Raw genomic sequence first — 26,291 nt, 5'->3', positions numbered from 1 at the left:
ATATTTCAAGGAGGTTTTACTTTATGAGAAGGCTAGCAGATAAGGTTGCGGTGATTACTGGAGCTGCAACAGGGATCGGGGCAGCGACTGCCAAAGTGTTTGCGCAGGAAGGAGCGACTGTGGTTTGTGCAGATGTGAATGAGGAGGAAATGAATAAAACAGTGGACGAGATCAAAAGTGAGGGCGGAAATGCAATGGCATTTCAACTCGATGTATCCAGTGAGGAAAGTGTCACGTCGTTTGCTGAAGAGATAAAGAAGAAATTTGGTGTGATCGATGTCCTCTTTAACAACGCGGGGGTCGATGAACAGGGTGGAAAAGTGCATGAATATCCAGTCGAACTATTTGACCGGATCATCGCAGTGGATTTGCGAGGGACCTTTTTATGCAGCAAATATCTAATCCCGCTTATGCTTGAAAACGGTGGGTCCATTATTAATACAGCGTCCATGTCCGGGCAAGCCGCAGATTTGGACCGGTCTGGCTACAATGCTGCTAAGGGAGGCATTATCAACTTTACGAAGGCCATGGCTATTGATTATGCGAGACATGGCATCCGTGTGAATTCCCTTTCGCCAGGAACAATCGAGACACCTCTGATTGACGATCTTGTCGGGAGCAAACAGGATAAGATGGGCGAGAAATTCAGGGAAGCCAATAAGTGGATCACCCCGATGGGCCGTTTGGGAAGACCTGAAGAAATGGCTGCGGTTGCCCTGTTTCTCGCATCGGATGACAGCTCCTACGTGACAGGTGAAGACATCACAGCAGACGGAGGCATCATGGCTTACACATGGCCGGGGAAAATGCTGATCGAAGAAGAAGAGTGGAAAAAGGGAACTGAATAATAGTTTTGAGGGACGGACCTCCAATCTTAAGGCGACCTTAGCACCAAAGGGTTGCATGTGGAATGGGGGTCTTTTTTTGTTTAAATATATAAATAGAAGAAAATTTATAAAATTCAGAGGATAATAGTTGTTAAATAGAGGTCTAACTAGTAGGATAGTCTTACAAATATATGAGTTGGAAGCATAGATCATTCACTTGATAAAGTGGGCGCTGTTTGTGAATGGGAGCGAGTGGCGCAACCGGCCAGCACACTGCCAAGCGGAGAGCCTCTATTAAACACGACCTATTTCTCTGTGGTACATATTTGTTTAGTCTCTACTAATTTTGTTGAAAAAGAGGAAGTGTTGCGAAGTGCTGAAAACAAAATCAAGAAATAGTACCCAAGTGTTTGGGGAGTCCGCATTACTTGGAGCCATTGAAAAATCGCTTGCCATGATTGAATTCGATGCTAACGGAAATGTGTTATGGGTAAACGGGAATTTCGCAAAGACGATGGAATATGATGCAGAAGAAATGATCGGGTTGCACCATCAGACATTTTGCACGACGGAGTTTGCCGGAAGTCTGGATTATAAAAAATTGTGGCGGGATTTAAGGAGTGGGAAAAGCTTTCAGGAGAAAATCCTGCGGGTCACGAAGACTGGGAAACTTCTTTGGCTGGAGGCTACATACACACCAGTTTATAACGAAGAAGGAAAGCTTGAAGGTGTTGTGAAGATCGCGACGGATATTACGAAACGGGAAACAACGATTGAAAAGGTCGCTTCTGAATTACAGAAGATGTCTGAAGAGTTAAGTGAAAAAGCCGAGCAGGGGATCAAGAGAAGTGAAAAAGCGGCTACGGCCACCGGTAAACTGGTCGAAGACTCAAATGAAAATATGAAAACCTTGGAGTCTCTTACTCTGCAGGCACATTCGATTGGGAATATCGTCAAGACGATCAGGGAGATTGCGACTCAAACCAATCTTCTTGCACTGAATGCCGCCATTGAAGCGGCACGTGCCGGAGAACATGGGAGAGGATTCAATGTGGTAGCAGGTGAAGTGAGAAAGCTTGCCACAAGGGTCCAGGATTCCATTCAGGAAGTGAACGCCCATGTGGAAGGAATCACAGGCGAAATCAAAAAAATCAATGAAGGAACGGTCCGGTCACAATCAGGCATTTCAAATAACCAGGACCGCAACCAACAGGCCGTCCTCGCCTTCAAAGAAATCGGCAGTGCAGCCCGACGACTCGACCTGCAGGCACGGGACTTCAAAGATATCCTCTAAGCTTGAGGGACGGACCTCCAACTTTACCTCATTCCGTTTGTGAATCAACCGGGAAAGGGGAAGGATTGGGGGTTCTTTTCTTTAGTGGGGTAACGTGGTGAGGGACGGACCTCAAAATATCCATTGGAGGATCCATAATTAATGGTTTTGGAGGTCCGTCCCTCAAACCATATCTTCCCATCCATCACGGGGTGTGGTAGAATGGGGGTAACATATGAGAAATGGAGGTTTTCCTTTTGATTTTGATCAGACTACGCATCCGCAATTTGAACGCTTAATTGAATAAGTTCAAAGGCTCTGCCTGTGTGCAGGGTAAATGGGATTGGTCTGACTATTTTTAAAGGAATTCTTCATTTAACGTGGAATGAAGGAAGGGAGTGCGCATAGCACTCTCTTAAAAATAGAATTGAATACTTACCGAGAGGCGCTAGTGTGTGTTTAATCATTAATCATAAAAACACGCCAGGGGAAAATGCGGTCTTCTTCTCGTGCCATTGGTATATTCAAATCCATTTACAAAAAGCACAGGCGGAGGCCTGTGTTTTTTTCTGCACCATCATGACCAAAATAAACAAACAGGAAGTGACTATGTAATGGAAGAAAGATTAAAAGCCATCGCCATAGGCGTTAATACGAAGGATAAGAACAATGACTTTGAGTATTCAATGCTCGAGTTGAAAGGGTTGGCCGATGCCAGGCAGATCGATGTCGTGGGGGAACTGACTCAAAACCTGCCCCGGCCGAATCACGTGCACTATATCGGAAAAGGGAAGATTGATGAACTGCTGCCGCTCCTTGAAGAATGGGAAGCGGATGTCTTGATTACAAATGATGAACTTGCGCCTTCTCAGATCCGGGTCCTCGAGGAAAAGCTTGATGTCCGGGTGATGGACAGAACGATGCTGATTCTCGATATCTTTGCAGAACGGGCGAAAACCCGTGAAGCCCAGCTGCAGGTCGAGGTGGCACAGCTGCAATACATGCTGCCCCGTCTGGTAGGACGCCGGGAATCGCTTGGCCGTCAAGGAGGAGGGTCAGGGCTTGCCAACCGTGGAGCCGGTGAAACGAAGCTTGAGCTTGACCGCCGCCGGATTGAAGAAAAAATCACAGCCTTGAATAAAGAACTGGATTCAGTGGTTGACTTGAGAACGACGCAGCGGAAACAGCGTAAAAAGAGTGAAATCCCTGTCGTTTCCCTGGTGGGGTACACGAATGCGGGTAAATCGACGACCATGAATGCATTCGTCGAAACCTTTCATCCAAATGAAAACAAGCAGGTATTCGAGAAGGATATGTTATTTGCGACCCTGGAAACATCGGTCAGAAACATTACCTTACCGGACAAAAAGGAATTTCTTCTGACAGATACGGTCGGGTTCGTAAACAAACTCCCCCATCAGCTGGTCAAGGCATTCCGTTCCACCCTTGAAGAGGTGGTGGAAGCGGATCTCATCGTTCATGTGGTGGATTATTCAGATCCTCATTACGAGAAATTGATGAAGGTGACGGATCAAACCCTTGATGAACTTGGGACTGGTGACATTCCCATCATTTATGCATTCAACAAGGCTGAATTGGTTGATGAGGAAGTGCCGAGAGTAGAGAAGGACCGCATCTATTTTTCCGCGAAAAATCGAATCGGGATCGACGAGCTCCTTGGGGTCGTAAAAAGCTATATATTTAAAGACTATAAACGCTGTCAAATGTTGATTCCGTTTGATAAGGGGCAGTTGATATCGTATTTTAATGAGAATGCCACTGTGTTAGAAACGGAATATGAAGAAAATGGAACAAAGCTGACCCTTGAATGCAAGACGAGTGATGCTGAAAGATTTAAAGACTATATCATTTAAGTGATATGAACCTTCACCACCTGTTGTGGCGAGGGTTCTTTTTTTGAGGAGGAATGGACATACTCCAATATCTGGGCTTCTGCATACAGTAAGCTTGAGGAGGGATGCAGTATGTTTTTTCAACGACGCTATCCTGTTTATCCAACAGCGTATGAGTGTTACCCGTTTGGAGCAGAAGTAAGAAACGATTATGAAGATATGTTCTTACCACATACTTATCAGCAATACATTCCACCCTATGATTACTATCCGCAGAATCATCCTTATCAGGGATATGCCCAAGAGCAGGTCTACACGGATCCATTTGACTCCCGGGCCAACTGGAGGGAATGGGAGGATCTTGGTGCACCGCCGCGTGGGATGAAGGGTTCCCCTGCCGTTGCATCCTGGCAGGCCAACCGGCTGGATACGTTTGTCAGAAGTGAAAACGACAGAATGTATCATAAATGGTGGGACGGTTCCCGCTGGAGTGAGTGGGAGGACCTCGGAGCTCCAAGGCGGGGGTTGAAGAGTTCGCCTGCTGCCGTATCGTGGGGCAGAAACAGGATTGACACCTTTGTCAGAGGGAACCGGGATATTCTTTTTCATAAATGGTGGGACGGTTCCCGCTGGAGTGAATGGGAAGACCTTGGAGGGCCCCCGCGTGGCTTCAAGGGAGATCCGGCAGTGTCATCATGGTCAGCCAATCGTCTGGATGTGTTCGTCCAAGGATACGACAATAATCTTTGGCATAAATGGTGGGACGGCAGAAACTGGAGTCAATGGGAGAATCTTGGCGCTCCAAGGGGCGGCCTGAGGGATTCACCGGGTGCAGTATCATGGGGACCAAATCGGATCGATTGCTTTGTACGTGGAAACAATGACCGGATGTGGCATAAGTGGTGGAACGGTTCAAGATGGAGTAATTGGGAAGATCTCGGATCGCCGCCTCGAGGATTCGAAGGGGCTCCGGCAGCATCTTCATGGGCAGCCAATCGAATCGACACCTTCGTCCGTGGAGACAACAACAATATGTGGCATAAATGGTGGAACGGTTCCCGTTGGAGCAACTGGGAGGATCTTGGTGCACCACGTGGAGGCGTGCGTTCATCACCTGGAGTCGTTTCCTGGGGACCTAACCGTGTGGATGCCTTTGCCAGAGGAAGAAATGACCATATGTGGCATAAGTGGTATGCCTGATGAATGGAACCATCCCTGCGTGTGAAGAGGGATGGTTTTTTTATCCCTGGAAATCAAGACTATGTTATGATTTGGTAAAACAAGGAAGGGTGTGGTTGGCCATGAAAGAAGAGATTCAGGATATCAGACTGGCGAAAAAGGAAGACCTTGAGGAAGTGCTGGGGTTATTGGTGAATGCAGCAGGCTGGTTACGTTCAAAAGGAATGAAGCAGTGGGATTATTACCTGACAGATCTTGAAGGTAACAAAGATGAAGTCATTGCTTCCATTGAAAATGATTCAACCTATATCGTCGAATTTGATGGGAAGGCGATGGCCACCCTGACACTCGAATCGACACCGAATGAGTGGGATGTGGATATTTGGGGAGAGGAAGCAGGGGATGATGTTGCATATTTACATCGATTGGCGGTTCACAGGGATTTTGCGGGAAAAGGGATTGGGACAAGCCTTTTGGATTGGGCTGAAAATGCTATGAGAACTTCGGGTGAAAAAAGCATCCGTTTCGATTGCATCGCAGACAATGAGGGTCTGAACCGTTATTATCAAAAACGATATCCGTTAAAGGAAGTCATCGATATCCATGGCCGTCACTGTAAATATGAAGTTCCCCTAATGAAAAACCCTGTGTGATGACGTATCACACAGGGTTTTTAGTTTAACTGGCTTTTCTTTTAGGTTGAGCTTCCATCATCGGCAAGTATTCGTTGAAATAATGATTTGTCTCCGAAGCGATGACCTTATAGAGTAAAAGTAAGGCAATCAGATTCGGAATCATCATCAACGCATTGGACATGTCGGCAAACGCCCAAACCAGGTTTAGATTCGCGACTGCCCCAAGTCCGGTGGCAAAAATGTAAATAAGCCTGTAGGAATTGGCAAATCGATAATTGGTGATATACTCGAAGCATTTCTCTCCGTACATGTACCATCCGACAATCGTGGAGAATCCGAAGAAGATGACGGAGAAGGAAACGATATACTCTCCGACCACACCAAGAGCATGTCCAAACGCGGCGCTCGTCAATGCCCCGCCATCAAGGCTCGGAGCGTGCTCGACACCGGATATCGCTCCGCCTGTCGGATCCCAGAAACCTGTGATCAAAAGAACGAGGCCGGTCATCGTACACACGACGATCGTGACGATGAATGTTCCGGTCATGGCGACAAGTGCCTGCTTGACCGGGTGGTCGGTTTTCGCATTACCGGCAATCAGTGCTGCGGTACCAAGACCTGCTTCGTTTGAGAAGATTCCTCTTGAAACCCCGCTGCGGATCGCTTCTGAAATAATGATCCCTGTAAACCCGCCTGCAGCTGCCACAGGATTGAATGCGTAGAAGAAAATCATTTTAAACGCAGGAATGATCATGTCGTAATTAAGGACGATGATCAGAAGTGAACCACCGATATACAGGAACGCCATGACCGGGACAAAGAAGGAAGCGACGGTACTGATCCGCTGAATCCCTCCGAAGATGATCAAACCTGTCAGGACGGCAAGAACGATTCCTGTTACGAGATTGTCAATGTGAAAGCTTGTACTCATGACGTCTGCAATCGTATTCGACTGCACGCTGTTCCCGATGCCGAGAGCGGCGAATGCACCGAATAAAGCGAATGCGACGGCCAGCCACTTCCACTTGCTGCCAAGGCCTTTTTCTACGTAATACATAGGACCGCCTGAGTATTCCCCATTTTTATTTTTCACACGGTATTTCATGGCAAGCAGGGCTTCTGCGTATTTCGTTGCCATCCCAAGGAGGCCGACGATCCACATCCAGAAGATCGCCCCGGGTCCCCCGATGGTGAGGGCCGTTGCCACTCCGGCAATGTTTCCGTTTCCGATCGTTGCGGATAAAGCCGTCATCAGCGTTTTGAAGTTACTGATGTCCCCCTCTGATTGATCAGAGGACGCGGAAGGCTTCTCTTTCGTGAAAGCAAGTTTAAAAGCATACATCAGTTTACGGAACTGAAGACCTTTCAGCATAAATGTTAAGAATAAACCCGTACCGAATAATAGTACTAAACTTGGTGTCCCCCATAAGAATGAATTAATCTTGTCTAGCACATCTAACATAGAATCCTCCTTGTCATCTCGTGTTGTAAACGTTTTCTCTGTGAGTTTCCATCTACTATTTATATAGTATTCCGAACAATCTGTCCATAACAATTGTCGAATTTCCAGAGATTGAGCCTTTTTTAGTAGGGACGGACCTTGGTTTCCGGTGAATAATGGAAGTGTCCGGTAGGAAGAGAAATCGTGGAAATCGCATAACAAAAGGGACGGAGCTCAAATCGGCTGGACGTTTGCGTCACGTCTTGGCTTGATTTTTGAGGTCCGTCCCTCAGCATCATAATAGTGTCACGATCAGTATGACGAGGAGTGGTCCGATAAGGACGATGTATCCCAAGGGTCTTGCGAAGTTCAGGGTCCACCCCACTCCGAAGCGTTTTTCGACGAAGATGGAAGGGTCTTCGGGATTGAAGTAGAAGAGACCGCCTTTCCAGTATTGATCGTCGTCAGTGTTGATCACATCACCGGAGCTTTCATCGATGATTTCAACATCCAGATCTGAGTCCTTTTTCCCCACTTTAATGGCGAGTATGACAGTCCCTATCAGGACAAGTGCAGAGAAGGCAAGTGGCATCGTGATGATCAGTAGGTCACTGACGCTGTTTTCGTACAAAGTGGTGAACTGCAGGAACGTAAACAGCATGGACACCAGGATGGAGATGAAGAACAAGAGCCAGCTTGTGTACTTTCGAAGACGCAGCTGACGGACGCGGGATGACTTGACATTCCCTGCGCTCAGCTTGATGCCGGAATTTCTTGTGAGTTCATTGATCCCGAGGAACATGGCATTCATCACCAGTAGCACGAGAGGAAGTGTCAGAGCGGAAAGGTACGTTTTACCGGTAAAAGCATCGGGCTTGCCATCCGGTCCCCAGTGTGTAGGGATCTGGTCCGGGAGACTTGAGTAATTTAATAAAGTAAACACCACTAATCCGACTGTGATGACCATGGGGATGACATATACGATCCATGGAAGCATTTCATCCTTCGTTCTGAGGTTCAACTCAGAAACGCGAACCTGTTTACGGTCCTTGAACCACTGCCCTCGCTTTTTCATTTGTGTCACTTTCATATGAAAATAAAAATAAAGGGCCATCGAGATTAATAAGATGATAAAGGGCATAAACAATCCAGCAAATATGAGTTGATTCTCGGTGAGGGTGTTCATTGATGCCCAAATGAAATAGGTGGCCAACACGATGATTGAGACGAACAATGTCAGGATGGCATAAAGTTTTTTATAATGACGAAGTTGTTTATTCTTTACCTCATCAACAGGAATGGTTACACCGAACACCACCGTTCGCTTCACAATGAAAGGAACCGCCATTTGAAGTGCTGCCAGAAAGCCTACCGTGACGAAAATAAGAGTCATTTCCATTTTTTAATCCCCCTTAACGTTTGAAATGATGGACGCGACTAATTCTGTGATTTCTTCTTCGTTCATGCCGGCGACCAGTGATTCGACTAAGATCGGCCGTAATTCTTCTGAAATCCGATTCAACCTTTGCGGAGGAATCGTTCCCTCGGAAGGTGAACAAATGACGGCACCCGACTTCGGAACAATCCGGATCACTCCTTTGCTTTCCAATTCATGATAGCTTTTATTCACGGTATGCATGTTCACACCAAGATCACCCGCAAGACTCCGTACAGAAGGAAGGATATCACCTGAAATTAATTCACCTCTGACAATTCCTTCCATGATCCCGTTTGTTACCTGTGCATAAATCGGTGTATCCGACTGAGGTTCAATTTGGATAAACAAAGTGTCACCTCCTAGTTTTGTTATATGTTAAGTATAACAGAATTGTTATAGTATGTGTATAACAATAAGACGGAAATTCCAAAAAAAGTTAGAAGCTTGGATGATTACTCGTTATACTTGATTATAGAAACGATGGAGGAGAGGAACAGGTGAGTAATAAGAAAATTCGCGGGGGAAGGTATACATAATGAATGAAAATCTGGAAATAAAAGAACTGACAACCATTGATGAGCATATAGATGAGCTTTCTCACTTATTAAGGACAGTCGTGGACGACGGGGCGTCCATAGGTTTTTTATCCCCTATGGAACATTCTACTGCAGTGGATTTCTGGGGGCATGCACTGCGTCCTCATGTGATCCTTTATATAGCATGGGTGGAGGAAGCCATTGCAGGAACTGTGCAGCTTCATCTTTGCACCAAACAAAACGGTACCCACAGAGCCGAAATCGCCAAGATGATGGTCCACCCCCAATTCCGCCAAAAAGGCATCGCCAAAAAACTCATGCAAACCGCTGAGAAAAGAGCAAAAGAAGAGGGACGGACCTTGCTCATTCTCGATACAGTAGAAGGAGCTCCCTCTAATCATTTGTACACCTCCCTAGGGTTCGTAAAGGGAGGACGCATACCAGATTACGCCACATCGCCTTACGGGGAACTAGAGGCGACCATCATTTATTATAAGCACATATAAACATATAAGAGGGACGGACCTCAAATCAGTCTCAAATTTAACACAAGCTATCACATTTAAAGGTCCGTCCCTCCATTAATAGTAAAATAGAATCAGAAACTAATATCTGTCTGGTTCGTATGTGTAGATAGTACAGAAGTTTGAGGAGGAAAACATGAGGGAAAAACGTTCGTTTTTGATTTTAGTACTGTGCTTATTGAGCAGTTTCCTGTTTATGACGGCATGCAGTGACTCGAATGCCAGCAGTGGGGAAACGAAAGACGGTAAAAGAGAAGAAAATCCGTATGAAAAAGAAGTAAAGAAAATGAATGATGAAATAGGAGAAGAGGAGCCTCTGAAACTCACATCCTATAGCGAGGAGATCGGCGTCACAATCGATGAGCCGGTATATAAAGAATTCGCTGCGAATGGAAAGGTGAGCGTGAAGGGGGAAATTGAAAAGTATCAAGATCTGAAATCGGACTTTGCCTGGATTAAGGTCAGGGCGAATGAAGAAGGGCCAGGAGGAAGGCAGCTCGAATATTACACACCGATCGAAGACGGCAAGTTCAAACAGGATATCCATTTTTTTAACGGGGAAGGTGAGTATAGCGTTTCTGTGCAGTTCCCGAGCAAGAACCGTGAAAATTACTACTATGATACGGCGTCTTTTACCGTCCATAATGTGAATCCTGAGATCAATAGGGATGTGACCCTGACACCGTTTGGCCAGGATGCCGAACTGTCATTAAAAACGAAATCCAGCTATGTCAAAGGGAACGAAGTCTTTTCTTTAAAAGGAGAGGCTGCGGGTCTCTCGGATGAAGACACGATCATGCTCAGACTAAAGAAGGATTCAGATAACTGGAAGCATGTCATCCCCGTGAAGGATGGGGAATTTAACTATGATGTTCCCCTGTTTTACGGAAAAGGGGTTCACGAGCTTGAAGTGCTGGTTCCGGATGGAGACCGTGAAAATTACTACCAGACGGCGACCACTCTTCTTATAGATAACGAGTCCGACAGAGTGATGAGCCCGATTGAGTATGCGGATACGTATCGTGAGCGGGGAGTGACCCTCGAATCTCCTCAATTTGGGGGAGAGGAGTCTGATGGCCTATACAGGATTAAAGGAAGCATTGATCCGGAAGCAGAATTCGGCCCGGAAACGTCGCATATTTATATCACGACCAAAAAAGGGGGGGACGAAGCATTGGATGTCATCCCTGTTGAAGATTTCAACTTTGATGATTCGTTTTACCTGCGCTTTGGGCCGGGAATGTATGAAGTAACCCTCAGTGTACCTGAAATCAAGGAAGAGAACAGTGATTATTTCAGGTTTTTCGGCTTTGCGAAGTTCGAGGTGGAGTCCACAGGTGAAGACAAGCGGGATCTACTGCCTTCCCGAGGTGTTCAGTCGGATTCCCCTGAAATCAAGAAGCAGACAGAAACCGTCACTTCAGGAAAATCAAGTGACAGGGACAAGGCGAAAGCCATCTATGATTATGTGGCAAAAAATGTCTCATATGATGTTAAAAAGTATGAAAACGATGATTTCAACTGGGATGACAGTGCATTGAAAACACTGGAATCCAAAACCGGCGTGTGTCAGGATTATGCGTATCTGGCGATTGCCATGCTTCGTGCCAGCGATATTGAGGCGAGATTCGTGGAAGGCAGGGCAGGCGGTATTTTCCCGGGAAGGCATGCGTGGGTGGAAGCGAATCTTGATGGGGAATGGGTGACCCTGGATCCGACATGGGGATCCGGTTACTTGAAGGACGGTAAGTTCGTCCCTGCATTCAATGAAGATTATTTCGACCCGGATATGAATGAATTTAAGAAGACGCATACACGGACGGGTGTGTCGTATTAGGAAGGCAGACCCAGTTCTCTTTTAAGGATAATCGAATGAAACACCCAAAAGTGTCAGTTTAGTTTGAAAACTGCTAAACTGACACTTTTTTCTTTTGTAGATGCTACATTGGTCATAAACGAAATGATAAAAACTATATTATTGATAGTTTAGCCACAAATCTGATCGGAAGCTGCTGCACAACCTAAGCTTCCAATTAATGAACATACTGCAGCTAATCCAAGTCCACCAAGACCCGTGGTAATACCAAGTGCCGCCGCTACACCGTAACACGCAACTCCTCCGCCTGTTCCGCAGAGACCTGCTACAGCATACTCGCAGAAACCGAGTGCCCCAATCTCATCTTGACCATTTGGAGTAGTCAATGACTTAATGTTCAGCTGTCCATTCGAAAGGAAATCTTCCTGGCTTATTTCCAACCCGTCCTTATCAAAAAGCAGCCCGTCTTTATCGATTGTTACATCATAAATCTCCTTTTGATTGTGGTTAAAGTGGTAAAGCATTTTTAAGTTTATATTTTCATCATCAACCTTTTGGGCAAAAAGATCTTGGTGAGAAATGACTTTTTCAGCTTTTGTATCATAGGTGAACTGCACATATGCCAAACCATTGCTCTTACTTGTGAATTTACCGAATATGAATTCGATATACGCTATTTTTCCTTTTGTTCCTTCCACTGTGTTAATGACAATTTGATCGGTTGAGATGGAGTTGATTTTAGAGGTTGTCTTGTACAACTGATATTCTTCCGTCTTTTTTAAGGAGTTACGGATGTGATTAAATTCCTGATTATCTACGTTGGATTCTCCCTTTGTGAACAAGGGCTCTTCTGCACCCGCTTTTCCAGTGAAACTAAAGACAGAAGATGTTACAAGGACAGCGATCATTACCAACATGCTTAAATTATTTCGGAATTTTTTGCTCAAAATTATTTCCTCCCCTTATTTTTTGCGATTTTTAATTATCATGAGGGTCGTGATGATTGAATAAATAAACAAAAACAATACGATGACTAATTCAACCGTTGATTCAAACATAGGGCATCCCCTTTCTTAAAAGTCTTTTAGAAAGTACCCATATAAAGGAAAATAAAACCTTTATTTGGTAGATTTATATTTTTTTTAAGTGAGGGACGGACCTCCAATTCGCAATGAACCAAATGGTTTTATTGCTTATTGGAGGTCCGTCCCTCTTTTTCATTGAGAAATGTTAAACTTATATAGTTGATATTTTGAGTGTAGGAGGAAGGATTGTGGATAAGAATACGAGGTGCAGGGATTTTCATTTGGCTCCCTCGTTCCAACAGGGAGAAGGGAGGTCTCTAAGGTATTAAGATGAAGACTGAAGAAAACAATAACCGCATCGATCCAGCTTCTGGTGCCATCATTATGGCTATTGGAATTTTTCTTTATGCTAGCATTGATGCCTTTACATGGGTGAACCACATGACGGCAAAAATACTGAGTGTTTCCTTGATTGGGCTGGCTGCCTTTATATATAAATCTCTTATTAAGCAGTTGTTATCTAAATCAGATAGAGTTCTTTTACTATCGAAGCCCGTACCTTCATTCGTCATGGGATCATGGGTTGCAGGTATTTCGGTCTTGAGTAATGTGGCTGTCAAATATTTTCCTGATCTGAGCGTGGCGGTTCAAGTTGTCATGCTATTCAATACACTGATGTGGCTCGGTTTTATGGCAAGCTGCGTCTACCAGTTTAAAGAGTTGATGAAACGGCCGACAGCCCACTCCATTCATGGTGTCGTGTTACTGGCTACCGTCGCCACCCAGTCGGTGGTGATTTTTTGGGTGAAGCTTTATCCTTCTCTTCCGGAGGGATTGCTGGTTGGGGCGATATCACTGGGAACCTTTTTTTATGTGATTGGGCTGGCACTGATAATCGTTCGTTATGGCAGGGGAAACCGTTGGACGCTCGTGGAGGATTGGCCGAGTACGAACTGTATCATTCACGGTGCTTTATCCATTACGGGCCTTGCCATCGTTTCATCTGAGTTGCTGTCCGGAAGGATTATGATGGTGTTTTGGCTGGTTGTATTTGTCCTTCTGATAGGGGTGGAATGGCTGGAAATGGTGAGAGCAGCCAAGCGGGTTCGGAAACTCGGGTGGGAAAAGGGGATTTTTACCTATCATGTTAGTCAGTGGTCGCGGAACTTCACCTTTGGGATGTTCTATGCCTTTACGATGACCATGCATGATAATCCTTATTATTTGAATAGCTTTTATCCGTTTCATGAGGAGTTTTTGCATGTTTGGGCGTGGATTGTGAGTCTGTTTCTCATAGCCGAAATGGGTTTATGGGTGGGATCAAATCGATCTTTGCTTGATAGTAAGAGTAAGGAGCGTGTGTCTTGAGTACTTTCATCTTGTTTATGGTGATCATTTTATGTGCATCCATCTTGCAGACCAGTACCGGGTTTGGATTTTCCATCATGGCTACTCCTTTTCTACTGCTCTTGTATCCTCCTAAAGAAGCGATTCAGATTAATTTGATCTTATCCCTTGTGATTTCTTTGGCACTGATTGTGAAAATCAGGCGGGATATTGACTCTTCACTGGTAAAAAGGTTTGTAATCGGGAGCATGCCCGGCTTATTCGTGGGAATAGTGGTTTTTACTCTTATTGATATGAGTTTCCTAAAGGTAATGATCAGCCTGGTCATCATACTGCTCACGATTTTACTTATCTTGAAATTCCGCATCAGGCAGTCGCCTGCCCGGGACTTTCTGGCAGGGGGATTGTCAGGTGTGCTGACCACGAGTATCGGTATGCCAGGGCCGCCTCTGCTTCTGTATTTCTCAGGCACCGGGACAAAGAAAGAGAAACTTCGGGGAACGACACTTGCCTTTTATTTGTTCATCTATCTCGTCAGTCTAGGGATCCAGGTGGAAGTGGCTGGAACGACTCTGACCGTTTGGAAATCAAGCTTGCAAGCATTACCCGTGGTAGCTGTTGGCTTAATCACAGGACAAGCATTATTCAGCAAAATCAATCAAAAACTCTTTCAAATCGTTACCTACGTACTCCTCTTATTTACAGGCATCTATCTTTTAATAGAAAGTATTATTTGAGGGACGGACCTTCAACCAGCGAATGTTGCTGATGTAGAGGTCCGTCCCTCTTACATATCCTCCAGGACTTCTTTAAGCACGACGGCATGGTTGTGTTTCTCATCTTTTGCTCCGTAGAGAAGGACTACGCGTTCGTTCTCTGACATTTCCTTCAGTTCCCGCAGTTTTTTTTGTTTTACTTCATCTTGATGGAGTTCGTCTTTATAGGCTTGTTTGAACTTCTCGAACTTTTCGGGGTCGTGGTTAAACCACTTCCGTAAAGCGGGACTGGGTGTGATTTCTTTCATCCACTCCTCAAGATCTGCATCTTCTTTCGATATTCCACGGGGCCAGACACGGTCGATCAGGATTCGGTGACCTCCTAACCGGGGAGGTTCATCATAGATTCGTTTCAAAATGATAGACATTGTAAACCCTCCTTCTATTCTCAGGATAAAGGGCAATGGGGGAAGAAGCAATGTTTAGAAATCTACGTAAAATCCTCCCTACCTATAGCGCCGTCATCCGAACAACAAGGTCCGTCCCTCATATGTTTTCAAATATTTGTCATGCATTTGTAGTATTTCTGTTATAATTGTTAAAAAATTCAAAAATCAGGGGGCTTTTGGATGGTTAATGGAGTCAAGGTTGATGGGGTATCTAAGATATATAAAGGTGAAGGTGTAGAGACGCATGCTTTATTGAATGTAACGGCCGAATTTCAACAAGGGGAATTTGTTTCTGTGGTAGGGTCATCCGGTTCGGGAAAGTCAACGTTATTGAGCGTGATCGGAACGTTGGACCGTCCGACAGGTGGAAATATCTTATTTGAGTCAAAGGATGTAACGGAATTCAGTCAGAGGGAGATGGCGGATTTCCGGTTTGAGAACATCGGTTTCATCTTTCAACAATTCCATTTGATCCCTACGATGACAGCATTGGAGAATGTGATGGCACCCCTTTTCTCAAGGAAAGTTCCGTATGATAAAAAACAGCGGGCGAAAGAATTGCTGGAATCCATAGGGCTTGGTGATAAGCTACATTCCCTTCCTTCACAACTATCAGGCGGACAGCAGCAGAGGGTCGCCATTGCAAGGGCTTTGGTACATGAGCCTAAGTGGCTGCTGGCAGATGAACCAACAGGCAACCTGGATACGGAAACAGGGGAGCTTATCTTTCATATCATAAAATCACTCAATCAGGAAAAAGGCTGTGGGGTCATCTTTGTCACTCATGACTCAGAGCTTGCCGAGAAAGCGGATCGAATCATTGAAATGAAGGATGGCAGGATTCTATCTGATCGGATGGTGGGAGCCCTGTGATCCGCTTTATATGGAATACGTGGTGGCGCAACAAGCAGCGGTTCATCCTGCTAATCATCGGAGTCCTGCTTTTAAGTGTCGGACTGAGTTATCTCGTCGGGATGACGCAAACCAACAATGGCACGATTGTGAATGAACTGCAGAAAAGGTGGAAATCTTCCTATCACATGGTTGTGAGGCCGCCTGACTCCAGAAGTGTCACAGAAGATATGAATCTATTGGAACCGAACTATTTGAGTGGACTCGACGGGGGCATCACTCTGGAACAATATGAAACCATCAAGGGAATGGATGATGTCAAGATTGCAGCACCCATCTCTGTGATGGGGTATGTATTCAATGACGTTCAAATGGGAGAGGTGAACATAACAGAGCCGGGAATTTACCGGTTGAATCAAAAAGAAACGGTTCAGACCGGGGCGAAAGAGGAGATTAACGACGGGAACTATTATTTTACAGTCGGGGGCGGACAGTATTCGATGGACCGGGCTTATGGGGTTGGTGAGTCAATAGGTGAGTTATCCTACGGTACACAGGTCCTCGTTGCAGGGATCGATCCCGAACAGGAAGCGAAGCTTGTCGGACTCGACAATGCTATGGTGGCTGGAAAAGGGAGCCGGTATTTTTCAGAGAATGACGAGGTCATGGATATACCACTGGAAGGCAACCTGAACGATATTTCCATACCGGTCATTTTAAGCAACCGTGAATTCGTTGATGGGGAAATACACTATACAGTGGAAAAGCTCGATATGCCATTCGATCCCGATCAACAGGGTGCAACGATGGAAAAAGTGAAGAAGAATGGCGGGGAGAAATATTTAGAGGAGCAAACAGGAAGTGTCGTGGAAGAAAGAAGTTTCACGACAAAGGAAGCGCACGAAAAAATTGTCAATTCCGTCATGAACCCAAGTTTCGAATCAGGTTTGGGAGGTATGAGCTGGATGGCCTTCAAGCCGTCGCCGGTGGAATACAAGCCGGTGACGAGCCCATTTCGGGAAAGATGGGCTTTCAGTTATGAAGTGGAACCATACAGCTTACCGGAGGATTCTCTTCTGGCAGTCGATCAGGCGTACAGGCCGGTTGAATCGTTCGGAGAGGATAGCTCAAGCTGGCCGCGGCTTCGACTGGACTTTATCGGAATCTTTGATGCCCAGAAGCTGGCCATTTCAAAAGACCCCTTGACGGAGCTGCCCGTCGAAACGTACTTTCCTTCGAAAGCCAGCTGGGTAGTAGATGAGAAAGGGGATCCCATCAATCCACCCGTCACGATGAAACCTGCAAACAATCCTTATGGTTTCCTGACGAAGCCCCCTTTGATGTTGACGACACTGGATGCGGCGGCTCATGTTCTGGGGGATAAACCCATCTCAGCGATACGTGTCAACGTGAAGGGGGTCGACAGCTTCAATGAAGATAGTGAAGCCGCCCTTCAAAAAGTGGCAAAAGAAATCGAAGAGGAAACAGGTTTGATCGTGGATGTCACGTTAGGTTCCTCCCCTCAGCCTGCTTTGACTCATATCCCGGGCATTCAGGGGGAAAAGGGCTTTGGCTGGATCGAACAGCCATGGATTAAGATCGGTTCCTCGATCACGATTTTTAAAGAAGCAAAGCTAGGGGTGTCAGGAGTAGTGGGGAGCGTCATCCTGGTCGCGATTGTGTATGTGTTTTCATCGAATCTCATCATGATGTATGCGAGGAAAAAGGAGTTTGCCGTTTTGCTTTCATTGGGCTGGCGTCCGAATCAGCTTTCAAGGCTCCTTCTCCTTGAAGCGCTATTGCTGGGTATGGTCGTTTCTTTTATCAGCTGGCTCATACTGGCATGGTTTTCAGTAACAAGCGAACTGGAAACATCCTATATTCGAGTCGCCCTCATCGGATTGATCGGACTGACGATTTATACCGCGGGTGCACTCATTCCCGCCTATCTTGTGAAAAAAATCAGACCATACGAAGCGATGCGATCAGGGGAAATCTCCATGAAACACAAACGGGTGGCAAGGTCCGAATCAGTGGTCGGAATGGCCATCAATTCAATGGTGTCCAGGTGGAAACGGACCGTTTTATCCGTCGTTTCAATGGGTCTGCCGACGGGGCTTCTTGTCTTTTACTTATTCATCACCTTTCGATTGAAAGGAGTCATGTATACGACCTGGTTAGGGGAGTACGTGGCCATGGAAGTCAGTACGATGCATTATGTGGCAATGGGGATCGCCCTCTCGATCGCCATCCTGACTACGGCTGAAATCATCTGGCAGAATGTAGCGGAGAGACAGCCCGAAATATCTGTGTTTAAAGCCCTTGGCTGGAAAAATGGTACCGTCCGGATGCTTGTCATTTTGGAAGGGATGTTTTCAGGGGCGCTTGCCGGTGTCGTCGGCCTGCTTTTTGCCTTTACGTTAGTCTGGAAGGTTTACGGAAGCTTCCCTTTCACCCTTTGGTGGATCTATGTGGCCGCCCTATCGATCCCGGTTGTCACGGGGATCATCGCAGCCGTCCTGCCTGCGGGGAAGGCTGCCAATACTCCTCCTTATCAGGGACTGAATGGAGGATACAGCAACGATAAGAAAGTGGAAAAGCAATTCAAATACATTCTTTCAGGTGCAGCTGTCATCCTCCTTCTCGGTGTCATGACATTAGTGGGGAAGGGAATTCCCGAAGTGCAGAAAGTTGAAACCGCCAAAGTGGCATCTCCCGTGAAAGAACAAGGAACAGAAGGGAAAACGACGTCGGTCTTTGCACCGGTAAAGAAAGAGGAGGCTGGGCCACAGGAGGATGCTCCCCTGGCATTTTTAAAAGCGAAAGAACTTGCAGGAAAGCAGGCAGAGCTTGGTGAAAAACTGGACCTTGATCAGCAAACGATCCTTATTGAGTCACCTAGTAAAACGCCACCGGAATTAAAGGCAAAAAAGAAACATCAGCTCATCACGATCCCTGTCACCTGGGATATTAAATATAGTGATCCCAATTCAAGCAACCTCTCATTCAAACCAGGTGCCTATTTCCTATTGGATGAAAAGGAGAAGAAGTATTATCCATTGAAAACGGACATTGTGGATGCACTCAATTACCGTGGGGGAAGATTGAAGCTTCCAGGTAGAGTGACGGCTTTATTGACGTTCGAAGTGCCCGAGAAGTATGAGCGCTTTCTGATAAGCGGAAGGATTCCTGATCATTCCAAAGATGTAGTGGCCGAACTTACGAGAGAAGACTTGAGAAAAAGCAGGGAACCTTTTACGTTGAAGAAAACCGGTGTTTCCCCTGGTGCAACAGGGGATTATACGATGAAGATAAAATTGGATAAAGAGAAAAACTGGAGCGTGGAAACCGATATCAGGGTGACCAATCATTCAGAAGAAGCATTTCGGGATATTGGGTTTTATTTCATTCCGAATGCATTTACGGAAAAAAATAAACCGGATTTCGTTAAAGGTCATGCGGAAACCAACATTCACACTATAAACAGTACCGGCGAGAATCTTCAGTACTCCTTAAATGGGAATAAGCTCCTTGTCGACCTTGACAAAAAGCTGCAGCCTGGTGAAACGAAATCGATCAGTATCGACTACAGTCTGAAACTTCCGGAAGAAGGATTGCGGTTATCTCAGAAAGGGGAAGACTTCTTTCTTGCACAGTGGTATCCGATGCTCGCGACGTATCAAGATGGTTGGGATATAGAGCCTTTCGATCCGAAAGGCGAATCCTATGATACAACCTATGGAAATTATCGTGTTTCCTTTGAAACTCCTGAGGAATATTTGGTGGCAAGCTCCGGGGAAGATGCGTCGGAAGAACCGGTGAATAAAGGGGAAATCGAAGGAAGCAGCATCCGGGATTTCTATCTCGCATTCCTCAACCCCGATGAATGGGAACAAAAAACAGAAAAGGTGAAAGTCGGGATGTATCGAAACGTGGCCATCCGGGCTTTTATGAAAAAAGAACAAGATTCCATTATGGATGATGTGCTCAAAAAAGCAGCAGATTCTTTCCTTTTTTACCATGATAACATCGGCGAGAATCCGACGGGTGAATTGGATCTCATTGCAAATAATGGGGACATGGAATACTCCAATATTGTAGAAATTTCGGGTGATCCCGAGGGATATGAACATCCATTATTTCATGAAATCGCCCATCAATGGTTCTATCAGGGAGTGGCGAACAATCCTTATCGTGATGCATGGCTTGATGAAAGTCTCGCGGAATTACTATCCGCCTATTATCTCGCATATGCATATAAGGACGAGGGAAAGGCGTTTGCTTTTTCCAATCAAGTGTTGAACACGGTGAAACCGGAAAAGTTCTTAAATACCCCGCTCAATGAATTTCAGCGGAATTATGTTTCAACTGTGTACGGAAAAGGCCCGAACCTGTTGAATGATTACTTCGAGAATAATGGAGGCCGAACGGAAGCGTTGAACTTCCTGGCGGCTTACTACAAAGAGTATCAATTCAAACATGTTGACTCAGACACCTTTGCACAGTTCTTCGAAGAATACTATGAAGGCAGCCAAAAAGAATTCCTGACAGGTTGGCTTGAATAGAAAGTGAGAGGGACGGACCTCCAAACGGTTCTCTTGGAATTCATTGAGGGATTTGTTGGAGGTCCGTCCCTCATTGTGATTACCATTTCATCCGGACAAATCGACAATCGTGTTGGATTCTCATAAAGAAGTACTTTCTCTGCTACAATCAGATTGGTTTTCTTTAGAATAAGGAGAGGGAACAATGACTGCTGCATTATTGTTTATCAAGAGCGTTATGATAGGAGTGGCCATTGCTGCACCTGTTGGACCCGTGGGGATCGTATGCATTCAAAGGACACTGGCATATGGGAGGAGGACAGGTTTCTTATCAGGGTTGGGAGCTGCCACGGCAGATGCCTTATATGGGTTGATTGCCGTTATGGGGCTCACGGTCGTTTCCGGCTTCCTCATGGCTCATCAGTTCTGGATTCAAGTATGGGGTGGGGTGTTCCTTTTGCTGTTGGGTTGGAAGACATTCACCTCTCAACCCCCGGCATTAGGCACAGTTGGACCGGACACTCCTTCGTCGGTAAAAGGATTTTTATCCGTTTTCTTATTAACGCTCACAAATCCCCTTACTATTTTTGCATTTATCGCGATATTCGGGGTGTTTCGGGTGGGGGGACCTGAGGATTTCCTGACCTCTTTGACGGTGGTATCGGGAGTATTTTCAGGATCTGCGCTTTGGTGGGGGATACTTGCATTCGTGGGTGGATGGATAAGCAGCAGGATCGGACCTGACTCACTCAAACTAATTAATCGTACAGCGGGCATCGTCCTAACAATCTTCAGTGTACTCTTTTTGATTGACCTGTTATAAGCAGAGGGACGGACCTCCAAAAGGGATTTCTACTTTACATAAGATTCCCGTTTGGAGGTCCGTCCCTCTCTCTTCTAAAAATCCCCATGCTCATTACCCCACTCATGCATCTGCTGGAGGATGGGCATGAGGGTCATGCCGAGGTCGGTCATGGAGTATTCGACTTTAGGGGGGATGGTGTCGTACTGGGTGCGGTTGATGAATCCTTCTTCTTCGAGTTCTTTCAGCTGCTGGCTCAGTACTTTGTGGGCGACACCCGGCAGGAGACGACGTAGTTCATTGTACCGGTGGGTACCCTCCGTCCCGAGGTGCCAGAGGATGACGGTCTTCCATTTCCCTCCGATTTTCCTCAATGTGTACTCGATTGAACACTTCAGTTTACCGTGCTGATCGGTGGGTGTATCCATATCATAACCAGTCCTTTCTTACCTAAAGGTTAGTTTCTCACAAAAAAGTGCATTCTTACATAGAGCCGCTCATCTTCGTATAATGAAGTCGTGTTAGATGAAACTAATCAAAACGAAGGAGGAGTCATTTACGATGTTACCATATCCAAGATCATTTTCTCATATAGGACTATCCGTCCCAAGCCTTGAAAAGGCGATAAAATTTTACCAAGAGGTGTTCGGCTGGTATGTCATCATGGAACCTTCTGATGTCGAAAATGACGACACGGCCATCGGTCAGATGTGCCGCGACGTGTTCGGGAACGATTGGGAGAAGTTCAGGATCGCCCATATGGCAACAGGAGATAAAATCGGAATCGAGCTATTCGAATTCCCCCACAATGAAAAACCTGAGAACAACTTTGAGTATTGGAAGACGGGATTATTCCATTTCTGTATCCAGGATCCCGATGTAGAAGGCATGGTCGAAAAGATCAAGCAGCACGGAGGAAAGCAGCGTATGCCGGTCCGTGAATATTATCCTGGTGAAAAACCGTACCGCATGGTGTATGTGGAAGATCCATTCGGGAATATTTTCGAGATTTATTCCCACAGCTATGAATTAACCTACTCCGATGGGGCTTACTAATTGATGCAAAAAAGGCGCGTTCATTCTTGAACGTGCCATTTTCATTTTGGAAAAAGGTTTTCTGTCACGGATGAAGAATGTAGTAGTGATACATTCAATAAGTGAGAGAGGAAAAACGCAATGAAAATAATTGAATTACATAAGGATTCAAGCATGTTTGAACAAGCAGTGAACGTGTTCTGGGGACAATGGGGGAATGAGGATAATTACAGGTTCTACCATGACTGCATGTTACATTCCTGTCAGACGGAAGCGGATCTTCCCCGTTTTTATATCGTTGTTCGTGAGGGGGACATCATCGGCACGTACGCTTTACTAAGAAACGATCTCAACAGCCGTCAGGACCTGTTTCCATGGTTTGCATGTCTGTATGTTCACCCTCACCAGAGAGGGGAAGGGCTTGGTTCGACCCTCCTCGACCATGCCCTCCGCGAAGCTCATAAAAAAGGGTACGACAGTCTTTACCTGACGACTGACCTCGAAGGCTATTATGAAAAATACGGATGGACTCATTTAACAGAAGCCATTGGCCTCAGTGGAGATTCCATGAAAGTTTATCAAAAACGGACCAGTATATAAAAAAGCAGCAAGGGAAATGTGATAGGTCACATTCGCTTGCTGCTTTTTTATGAGAGGTCCGTCCCTCAAATGATTTTCTTTTGAAAGAGGTCCAGTCCGTATCCGATGATGGCAGCCAATAGGGTGGGGGTGGTCCAGGCGAGTCCATTTGTACTCAGTGGAAGAACGCTCAGTGCGTCCTGGATTCCTTCCATTTTCAAGTTGAGGCTTGCGAGCATTTCGTATAAGGAAAAGACCGCCGCTATGCTGACACCATATACATACATCCTTCTGCTTTCTCCGAAGAAGTGCTGAAAGAGCGAAAGGGCTACGAGTACTATCGCCACGGGATAAATGAGAACAAGCAGGGGGGTGGCGACCTTTAAGATCATATTCAGCCCCAGGTTGGTAACGGCCATCCCGATCAGGATGAAAATCAGTACATATGCTTTATAGGAGTATCTTGGATAAATCTCATGAAAAAAGCGCCCGCACGCATTGATCAGTCCGATGCATGTCGTCAAACAGGCAATCATTACAATTAAACCAAAAAGGAGATTGCCGCTGTACCCAAATAGTTGCTGTGATGCTAACACAAGTATTTCTGCGCCATTACTGATAGGTGCTTCATGGGGAATCACGCGTCCGATCCACCCGAGGGAAAGATACACCATCACGAGTCCAATGGCGGCAATCATTCCGGCACTGATGGTTCCGCGGATCAGCTCTTTTTTACCGGAAGCTCCTTTATCTTTCAATCCATTGATGATGACAATGCCGAAAGCGAGGGCTGCCACGGCGTCCATCGTAAAATACCCTTCAAGGAAGCCTTTCAGGAACGGTGCTGACTGGAACTTCTCGCTTGCTTCTGCATCAGTATAATCAAACGTGATAAAAGCCTGTACGCATAGTACAGCCAGTACTAAGAGTAATATAGGTGTTAAGAATTGTCCGACGAGATCAATCACTTTTTTAGGATTGATGGTGAGCAAGTAGGTTAACCCAAAGAAAGCGATCGAGAATAATAATAAGGGAAGCCGCCCTTCCACACTGACGATCTGCAAAAATCCCAATTCGTACGCCACATTGGAAGCCCTCGGGATTCCGTAAAGAGCACCGATGGACATATAAATGACGATGGCAAAAACGATCCCGAACACAGGGTGGACCCGATCACCAATCGATAATAATCCATTTTTTGAAAGGGATACGGAAATGATCGTCAAAAAAGGCAGGAACACTGCCGTTAAAATAAATCCGGAAATCGCTGCTATAAAGTGGGTTCCGGATTCCATCCCGAGATAGGGCGGGAAGATTAAATTCCCTGCACCAAAAAATAACGAAAAAAGCATAAACCCCGAAATCAGGACATCTTTTTTTCTCATAAACACGCCTCCAAATTCATGACCGTCAGATAGGCCATCCGTCACATTTTACATCACACATGAAAAAACCCGCCCCCTGATCAGGGACGAGTCTGAACTCGCATAACTAACCATATTCTGTATGGTCCAAACTTTCGGATGCAAAAGTAGATTTGCTATATTCATACTTTTCTTCTTTTTTAAAATTTCATTAATACTCACAATCTAGCACAGGCTATTTGTGCCGTCAATGAATTTTCCTACTATAATGTTAATTTCTTGACTATCTTCAGTTATGCAAGCAACAAGTCTGGAATATGTATATAAAAAGTAGGGGGAGCTGGTTCCATGAAGCATGTTGCAGCGGCAATCTACCTTTCTTTCGGAATGCTATTCTTATTTTTGCAAGGGTTTGACGGGTTTACTGGACCGGAAAATATGAATTTTATCATTTTCTTATTCCTAATGGCCGGGGCACTGTATCTATACAGGGAAATCAAGGAGCGTTTTCAAAAAAAATAGACAAAGGCACGCATGGGGATGCGTGCCTTTGTCTGTGATTTGTGCTTACAATCCAAGGGAGATATACTTCACTTCCAAAAATTCTTCTATGCCCTGGTGACCGCCTTCACGGCCGAGGCCGCTTTGCTTAAATCCTCCGAATGGAGCTTGTGGGGTCGATGGCAACCCATCGTTCAATCCGACAATACCGTACTCAAGTTGTTCACTGATCCGGATTCCCTTCGTGATATTCTCGGTGAACACATAGGCAGCGAGGCCATAAATGGAGTCATTGGCCCGTTGGATGGCTTCTTCTTCGGTTTTGAAGGTGGTGATCGGAGCGACCGGTCCGAATGTTTCGTCATTCATGCACAGCATGTCATCGTTTACGTTCGTCAAGACGGTCGGTTCGAAATATAGCCCTTCTATTCCTTTTCCTCCGTAGGCAACGGAAGCTCCTTTGTCTACGGCATCTTCCACATGCTTGCGGACTTTCTCGATGGCATCCTCATCGATCAATGGACCGATATCGACGCCTTCTTCGAGCCCGTTTCCGACTCTCAGTCCCTTCACTTTTTCAACCAGTTTTTCAGAAAAAGTATCTGCGATGGATTCATGGACATAGATCCGATTGGAGCAGACGCAGGTTTGGCCGGCATTCCTGAACTTTGAGGCAATGACCCCATCGACTGCTTTCTCTAGATCAGAGTCGGCCATTACGATGACAGGTGCATGACCGCCGAGTTCCAGGGATATTTTCTTGACGGTGTCCGCTGATCCCTTCATCAGGACCTTACCAACTTCCGTTGAACCTGTGAAGGTCAGTTTCCGGACGCGTGTGTCTTGCATCCACGCTTCCCCGATGGATTTCGAATCTCCTGTCACGACGTTTACGACGCCTTTCGGGATGCCCGCTTCTTCAGCAAGGGCAGCCATCTTTAATGCAGTCAAAGGGGTTTGATTGGCCGGTTTGATCACGACCGTACAGCCGGTGGCAAGTGCCGGTGCAACCTTTCGTGTGATCATTGCCGCAGGGAAATTCCACGGAGTGATGACGGCTACGACCCCGACCGGCTGCTTATGGACGAATAATCGCTTGTTCCGCTGAGTGGCAGGGATTTGTTCTCCGTAAACCCGCTTTCCTTCTTCAGCGTACCAGGAGATGAATCCGTTGGCATATTGAATTTCGCCGAGTGCCTCTTTTAGAGGCTTTCCTTGCTCGATGGTCATCGTGCGTGCAAGATCCTCTTTGTTTTCATTAATAAGATCGTACCATTTTCGAATGAGTTCACTTCGTTCGTAAGCAGAGAATTGGGACCATTCCTTGAATGCCTCATGAGCGGCATCCACCGCCTTCACAGCCTCTTTTTTACCTCCATTGGGAATGGTGGCGATCACTTCCGATGTTGCGGGATTGGTTACCTCTTTCTTGTCAAGATCCGATCCGGTTTGTTCTCCATTGATGATGAGATTGTAGTGTTGCATCGTGTTCCTCCTTTAGAAAGATAGATTCCCATATGCTTATGACTATGTAGTTTGTCTTAAATTTACAATA

At 45.8% G+C, this 26,291-nt stretch carries 23 protein-coding genes and 1 riboswitch; of the genes, 15 read left to right on the top strand and 8 right to left on the bottom strand.

Going from position 1 to position 26,291, the window contains the following annotated elements; translation table 11 throughout:
- Nucleotides 1–23 precede the first annotated feature (23 nt).
- The 5 genes from N5C46_RS08805 (at nucleotide 24) to N5C46_RS08780 (ending at nucleotide 5,785) form a co-directional block, all read left to right on the top strand.
- Nucleotides 24–848 carry an SDR family oxidoreductase gene (locus tag N5C46_RS08805; protein ID WP_261751726.1) on the top strand — a complete coding sequence of 275 codons (825 nt, stop codon included), beginning with the start codon at nucleotides 24–26 and terminating at the stop codon, nucleotides 846–848.
- 168 nt (nucleotides 849–1,016) lie between these two features.
- A riboswitch (cyclic di-GMP riboswitch) is annotated at nucleotides 1,017–1,103 on the top strand.
- A gap of 97 nt (nucleotides 1,104–1,200) precedes the next feature.
- On the top strand, nucleotides 1,201–2,121 hold the full coding sequence (locus tag N5C46_RS23220; protein WP_272501231.1) for a methyl-accepting chemotaxis protein: 921 nt from the start codon (nucleotides 1,201–1,203) through the stop codon (nucleotides 2,119–2,121).
- A gap of 593 nt (nucleotides 2,122–2,714) precedes the next feature.
- Nucleotides 2,715–3,974 (top strand): GTPase HflX, encoded by a 1,260-nt coding sequence (gene hflX, locus N5C46_RS08790; protein WP_261751724.1) that lies wholly within the window; start codon nucleotides 2,715–2,717, stop codon nucleotides 3,972–3,974.
- A gap of 111 nt (nucleotides 3,975–4,085) precedes the next feature.
- Entirely contained in the window at nucleotides 4,086–5,153 is a 1,068-nt protein-coding gene (locus tag N5C46_RS08785) for a PLL family lectin (RefSeq protein ID WP_261751723.1), read from the top strand.
- Nucleotides 5,153–5,785 carry a GNAT family N-acetyltransferase gene (locus N5C46_RS08780; RefSeq protein ID WP_261751722.1) on the top strand — a complete coding sequence of 211 codons (633 nt, stop codon included), beginning with the start codon at nucleotides 5,153–5,155 and terminating at the stop codon, nucleotides 5,783–5,785. Before N5C46_RS08785 ends, N5C46_RS08780 begins: the two co-directional genes overlap by 1 nt.
- A 25-nt stretch (nucleotides 5,786–5,810) precedes the next feature.
- Here N5C46_RS08780 and N5C46_RS08775 read toward each other — a convergent pair whose 3' ends face one another.
- The 3 genes from N5C46_RS08775 to N5C46_RS08765 all read right to left on the bottom strand — a co-directional run bounded on the left by N5C46_RS08775 (nucleotide 5,811) and on the right by N5C46_RS08765 (nucleotide 8,994).
- Complete coding sequence (locus tag N5C46_RS08775) at nucleotides 5,811–7,229, bottom strand: alanine/glycine:cation symporter family protein (RefSeq protein WP_261751721.1); 1,419 nt, start codon at nucleotides 7,227–7,229, stop codon at nucleotides 5,811–5,813.
- Between the two features lie 274 nt (nucleotides 7,230–7,503).
- Nucleotides 7,504–8,607 carry a DUF1648 domain-containing protein gene (locus tag N5C46_RS08770; RefSeq protein ID WP_261751720.1) on the bottom strand — a complete coding sequence of 368 codons (1,104 nt, stop codon included), beginning with the start codon at nucleotides 8,605–8,607 and terminating at the stop codon, nucleotides 7,504–7,506.
- A 3-nt stretch (nucleotides 8,608–8,610) separates the two neighbouring features.
- On the bottom strand, nucleotides 8,611–8,994 hold the full coding sequence (locus tag N5C46_RS08765; protein WP_261751719.1) for a GntR family transcriptional regulator: 384 nt from the start codon (nucleotides 8,992–8,994) through the stop codon (nucleotides 8,611–8,613).
- A 187-nt stretch (nucleotides 8,995–9,181) separates the two neighbouring features.
- Between N5C46_RS08765 and N5C46_RS08760 the strand changes: the two genes are divergently transcribed.
- On the top strand, nucleotides 9,182–9,688 hold the full coding sequence (locus tag N5C46_RS08760) for a GNAT family N-acetyltransferase (protein WP_261751718.1): 507 nt from the start codon (nucleotides 9,182–9,184) through the stop codon (nucleotides 9,686–9,688).
- Nucleotides 9,689–9,842: 154 nt separating this feature from the next.
- A complete protein-coding gene (locus N5C46_RS08755) occupies nucleotides 9,843–11,543 on the top strand; it encodes a transglutaminase domain-containing protein (RefSeq protein WP_261751717.1) in 1,701 nt (566 codons plus the stop codon).
- Nucleotides 11,544–11,692: 149 nt separating this feature from the next.
- On the opposite strand, the gene N5C46_RS08750 is transcribed toward N5C46_RS08755, so the two are convergent.
- Entirely contained in the window at nucleotides 11,693–12,469 is a 777-nt protein-coding gene (locus N5C46_RS08750) for a halocin C8 precursor-like protein (RefSeq protein ID WP_261751716.1), read from the bottom strand.
- Nucleotides 12,470–12,877: 408 nt separating this feature from the next.
- On the opposite strand from N5C46_RS08750, the gene N5C46_RS08745 reads away from it, so the two are divergent.
- Nucleotides 12,878–13,915, top strand: coding sequence for a TDT family transporter (locus N5C46_RS08745; protein ID WP_261751715.1), 1,038 nt, complete (start codon nucleotides 12,878–12,880; stop codon nucleotides 13,913–13,915).
- Nucleotides 13,912–14,631 (top strand): sulfite exporter TauE/SafE family protein, encoded by a 720-nt coding sequence (locus tag N5C46_RS08740; RefSeq protein ID WP_336275561.1) that lies wholly within the window; start codon nucleotides 13,912–13,914, stop codon nucleotides 14,629–14,631. The genes N5C46_RS08745 and N5C46_RS08740 overlap by 4 nt, the downstream gene beginning before the upstream one ends.
- 50 nt (nucleotides 14,632–14,681) lie before the next feature.
- Here N5C46_RS08740 and N5C46_RS08735 read toward each other — a convergent pair whose 3' ends face one another.
- Nucleotides 14,682–15,038, bottom strand: coding sequence for a DUF488 domain-containing protein (locus tag N5C46_RS08735; RefSeq protein ID WP_261751714.1), 357 nt, complete (start codon nucleotides 15,036–15,038; stop codon nucleotides 14,682–14,684).
- 201 nt (nucleotides 15,039–15,239) lie between these two features.
- On the opposite strand from N5C46_RS08735, the gene N5C46_RS08730 reads away from it, so the two are divergent.
- The 3 genes from N5C46_RS08730 (at nucleotide 15,240) to N5C46_RS08720 (ending at nucleotide 21,278) form a co-directional block, all read left to right on the top strand.
- The gene (locus tag N5C46_RS08730) at nucleotides 15,240–15,932 is read left to right on the top strand and encodes an ABC transporter ATP-binding protein (RefSeq protein WP_261751713.1); all 693 of its coding nucleotides are present in this window, start codon (nucleotides 15,240–15,242) and stop codon (nucleotides 15,930–15,932) included.
- The gene (locus N5C46_RS08725) at nucleotides 15,929–20,476 is read left to right on the top strand and encodes an FtsX-like permease family protein (RefSeq protein WP_261751712.1); all 4,548 of its coding nucleotides are present in this window, start codon (nucleotides 15,929–15,931) and stop codon (nucleotides 20,474–20,476) included. Before N5C46_RS08730 ends, N5C46_RS08725 begins: the two co-directional genes overlap by 4 nt.
- Before the next feature lie 184 nt (nucleotides 20,477–20,660).
- Nucleotides 20,661–21,278, top strand: a complete 618-nt coding sequence (locus tag N5C46_RS08720) for a LysE family translocator (protein WP_261751711.1) — start codon at nucleotides 20,661–20,663, stop codon at nucleotides 21,276–21,278.
- Nucleotides 21,279–21,352: 74 nt separating this feature from the next.
- On the opposite strand, the gene N5C46_RS08715 is transcribed toward N5C46_RS08720, so the two are convergent.
- Entirely contained in the window at nucleotides 21,353–21,685 is a 333-nt protein-coding gene (locus N5C46_RS08715; protein WP_261751710.1) for a winged helix-turn-helix transcriptional regulator, read from the bottom strand.
- Nucleotides 21,686–21,818: 133 nt separating this feature from the next.
- Here N5C46_RS08715 and N5C46_RS08710 point away from each other — a divergent pair, with 133 nt between their 5' ends.
- Together N5C46_RS08710 and N5C46_RS08705 are read left to right on the top strand one after the other, a co-directional pair.
- Entirely contained in the window at nucleotides 21,819–22,313 is a 495-nt protein-coding gene (locus N5C46_RS08710; RefSeq protein WP_261751709.1) for a lactoylglutathione lyase family protein, read from the top strand.
- A gap of 120 nt (nucleotides 22,314–22,433) precedes the next feature.
- Complete coding sequence (locus N5C46_RS08705; protein ID WP_261751707.1) at nucleotides 22,434–22,892, top strand: GNAT family N-acetyltransferase; 459 nt, start codon at nucleotides 22,434–22,436, stop codon at nucleotides 22,890–22,892.
- A 65-nt stretch (nucleotides 22,893–22,957) separates the two neighbouring features.
- Here N5C46_RS08705 and brnQ read toward each other — a convergent pair whose 3' ends face one another.
- Entirely contained in the window at nucleotides 22,958–24,256 is a 1,299-nt protein-coding gene (gene brnQ, locus N5C46_RS08700; RefSeq protein ID WP_261751706.1) for a branched-chain amino acid transport system II carrier protein, read from the bottom strand.
- 327 nt (nucleotides 24,257–24,583) lie between these two features.
- Between brnQ and N5C46_RS08695 the strand changes: the two genes are divergently transcribed.
- A complete protein-coding gene (locus N5C46_RS08695) occupies nucleotides 24,584–24,757 on the top strand; it encodes a hypothetical protein (RefSeq protein WP_261751705.1) in 174 nt (57 codons plus the stop codon).
- Between the two features lie 45 nt (nucleotides 24,758–24,802).
- On the opposite strand, the gene N5C46_RS08690 is transcribed toward N5C46_RS08695, so the two are convergent.
- Nucleotides 24,803–26,221: an NAD-dependent succinate-semialdehyde dehydrogenase gene (locus tag N5C46_RS08690; protein WP_261751704.1), complete on the bottom strand. Its 1,419-nt coding sequence runs from the start codon at nucleotides 26,219–26,221 to the stop codon at nucleotides 24,803–24,805.
- Between the last annotated feature and the right edge of the window lie 70 nt (nucleotides 26,222–26,291).

Origin of the sequence: Rossellomorea vietnamensis, assembly GCF_025398035.1 — a bacterium.
Taxonomy (GTDB): domain Bacteria; phylum Bacillota; class Bacilli; order Bacillales; family Bacillaceae_B; genus Rossellomorea; species Rossellomorea vietnamensis_B.
This window is presented reverse-complemented; position numbering and strand designations above follow the sequence as displayed.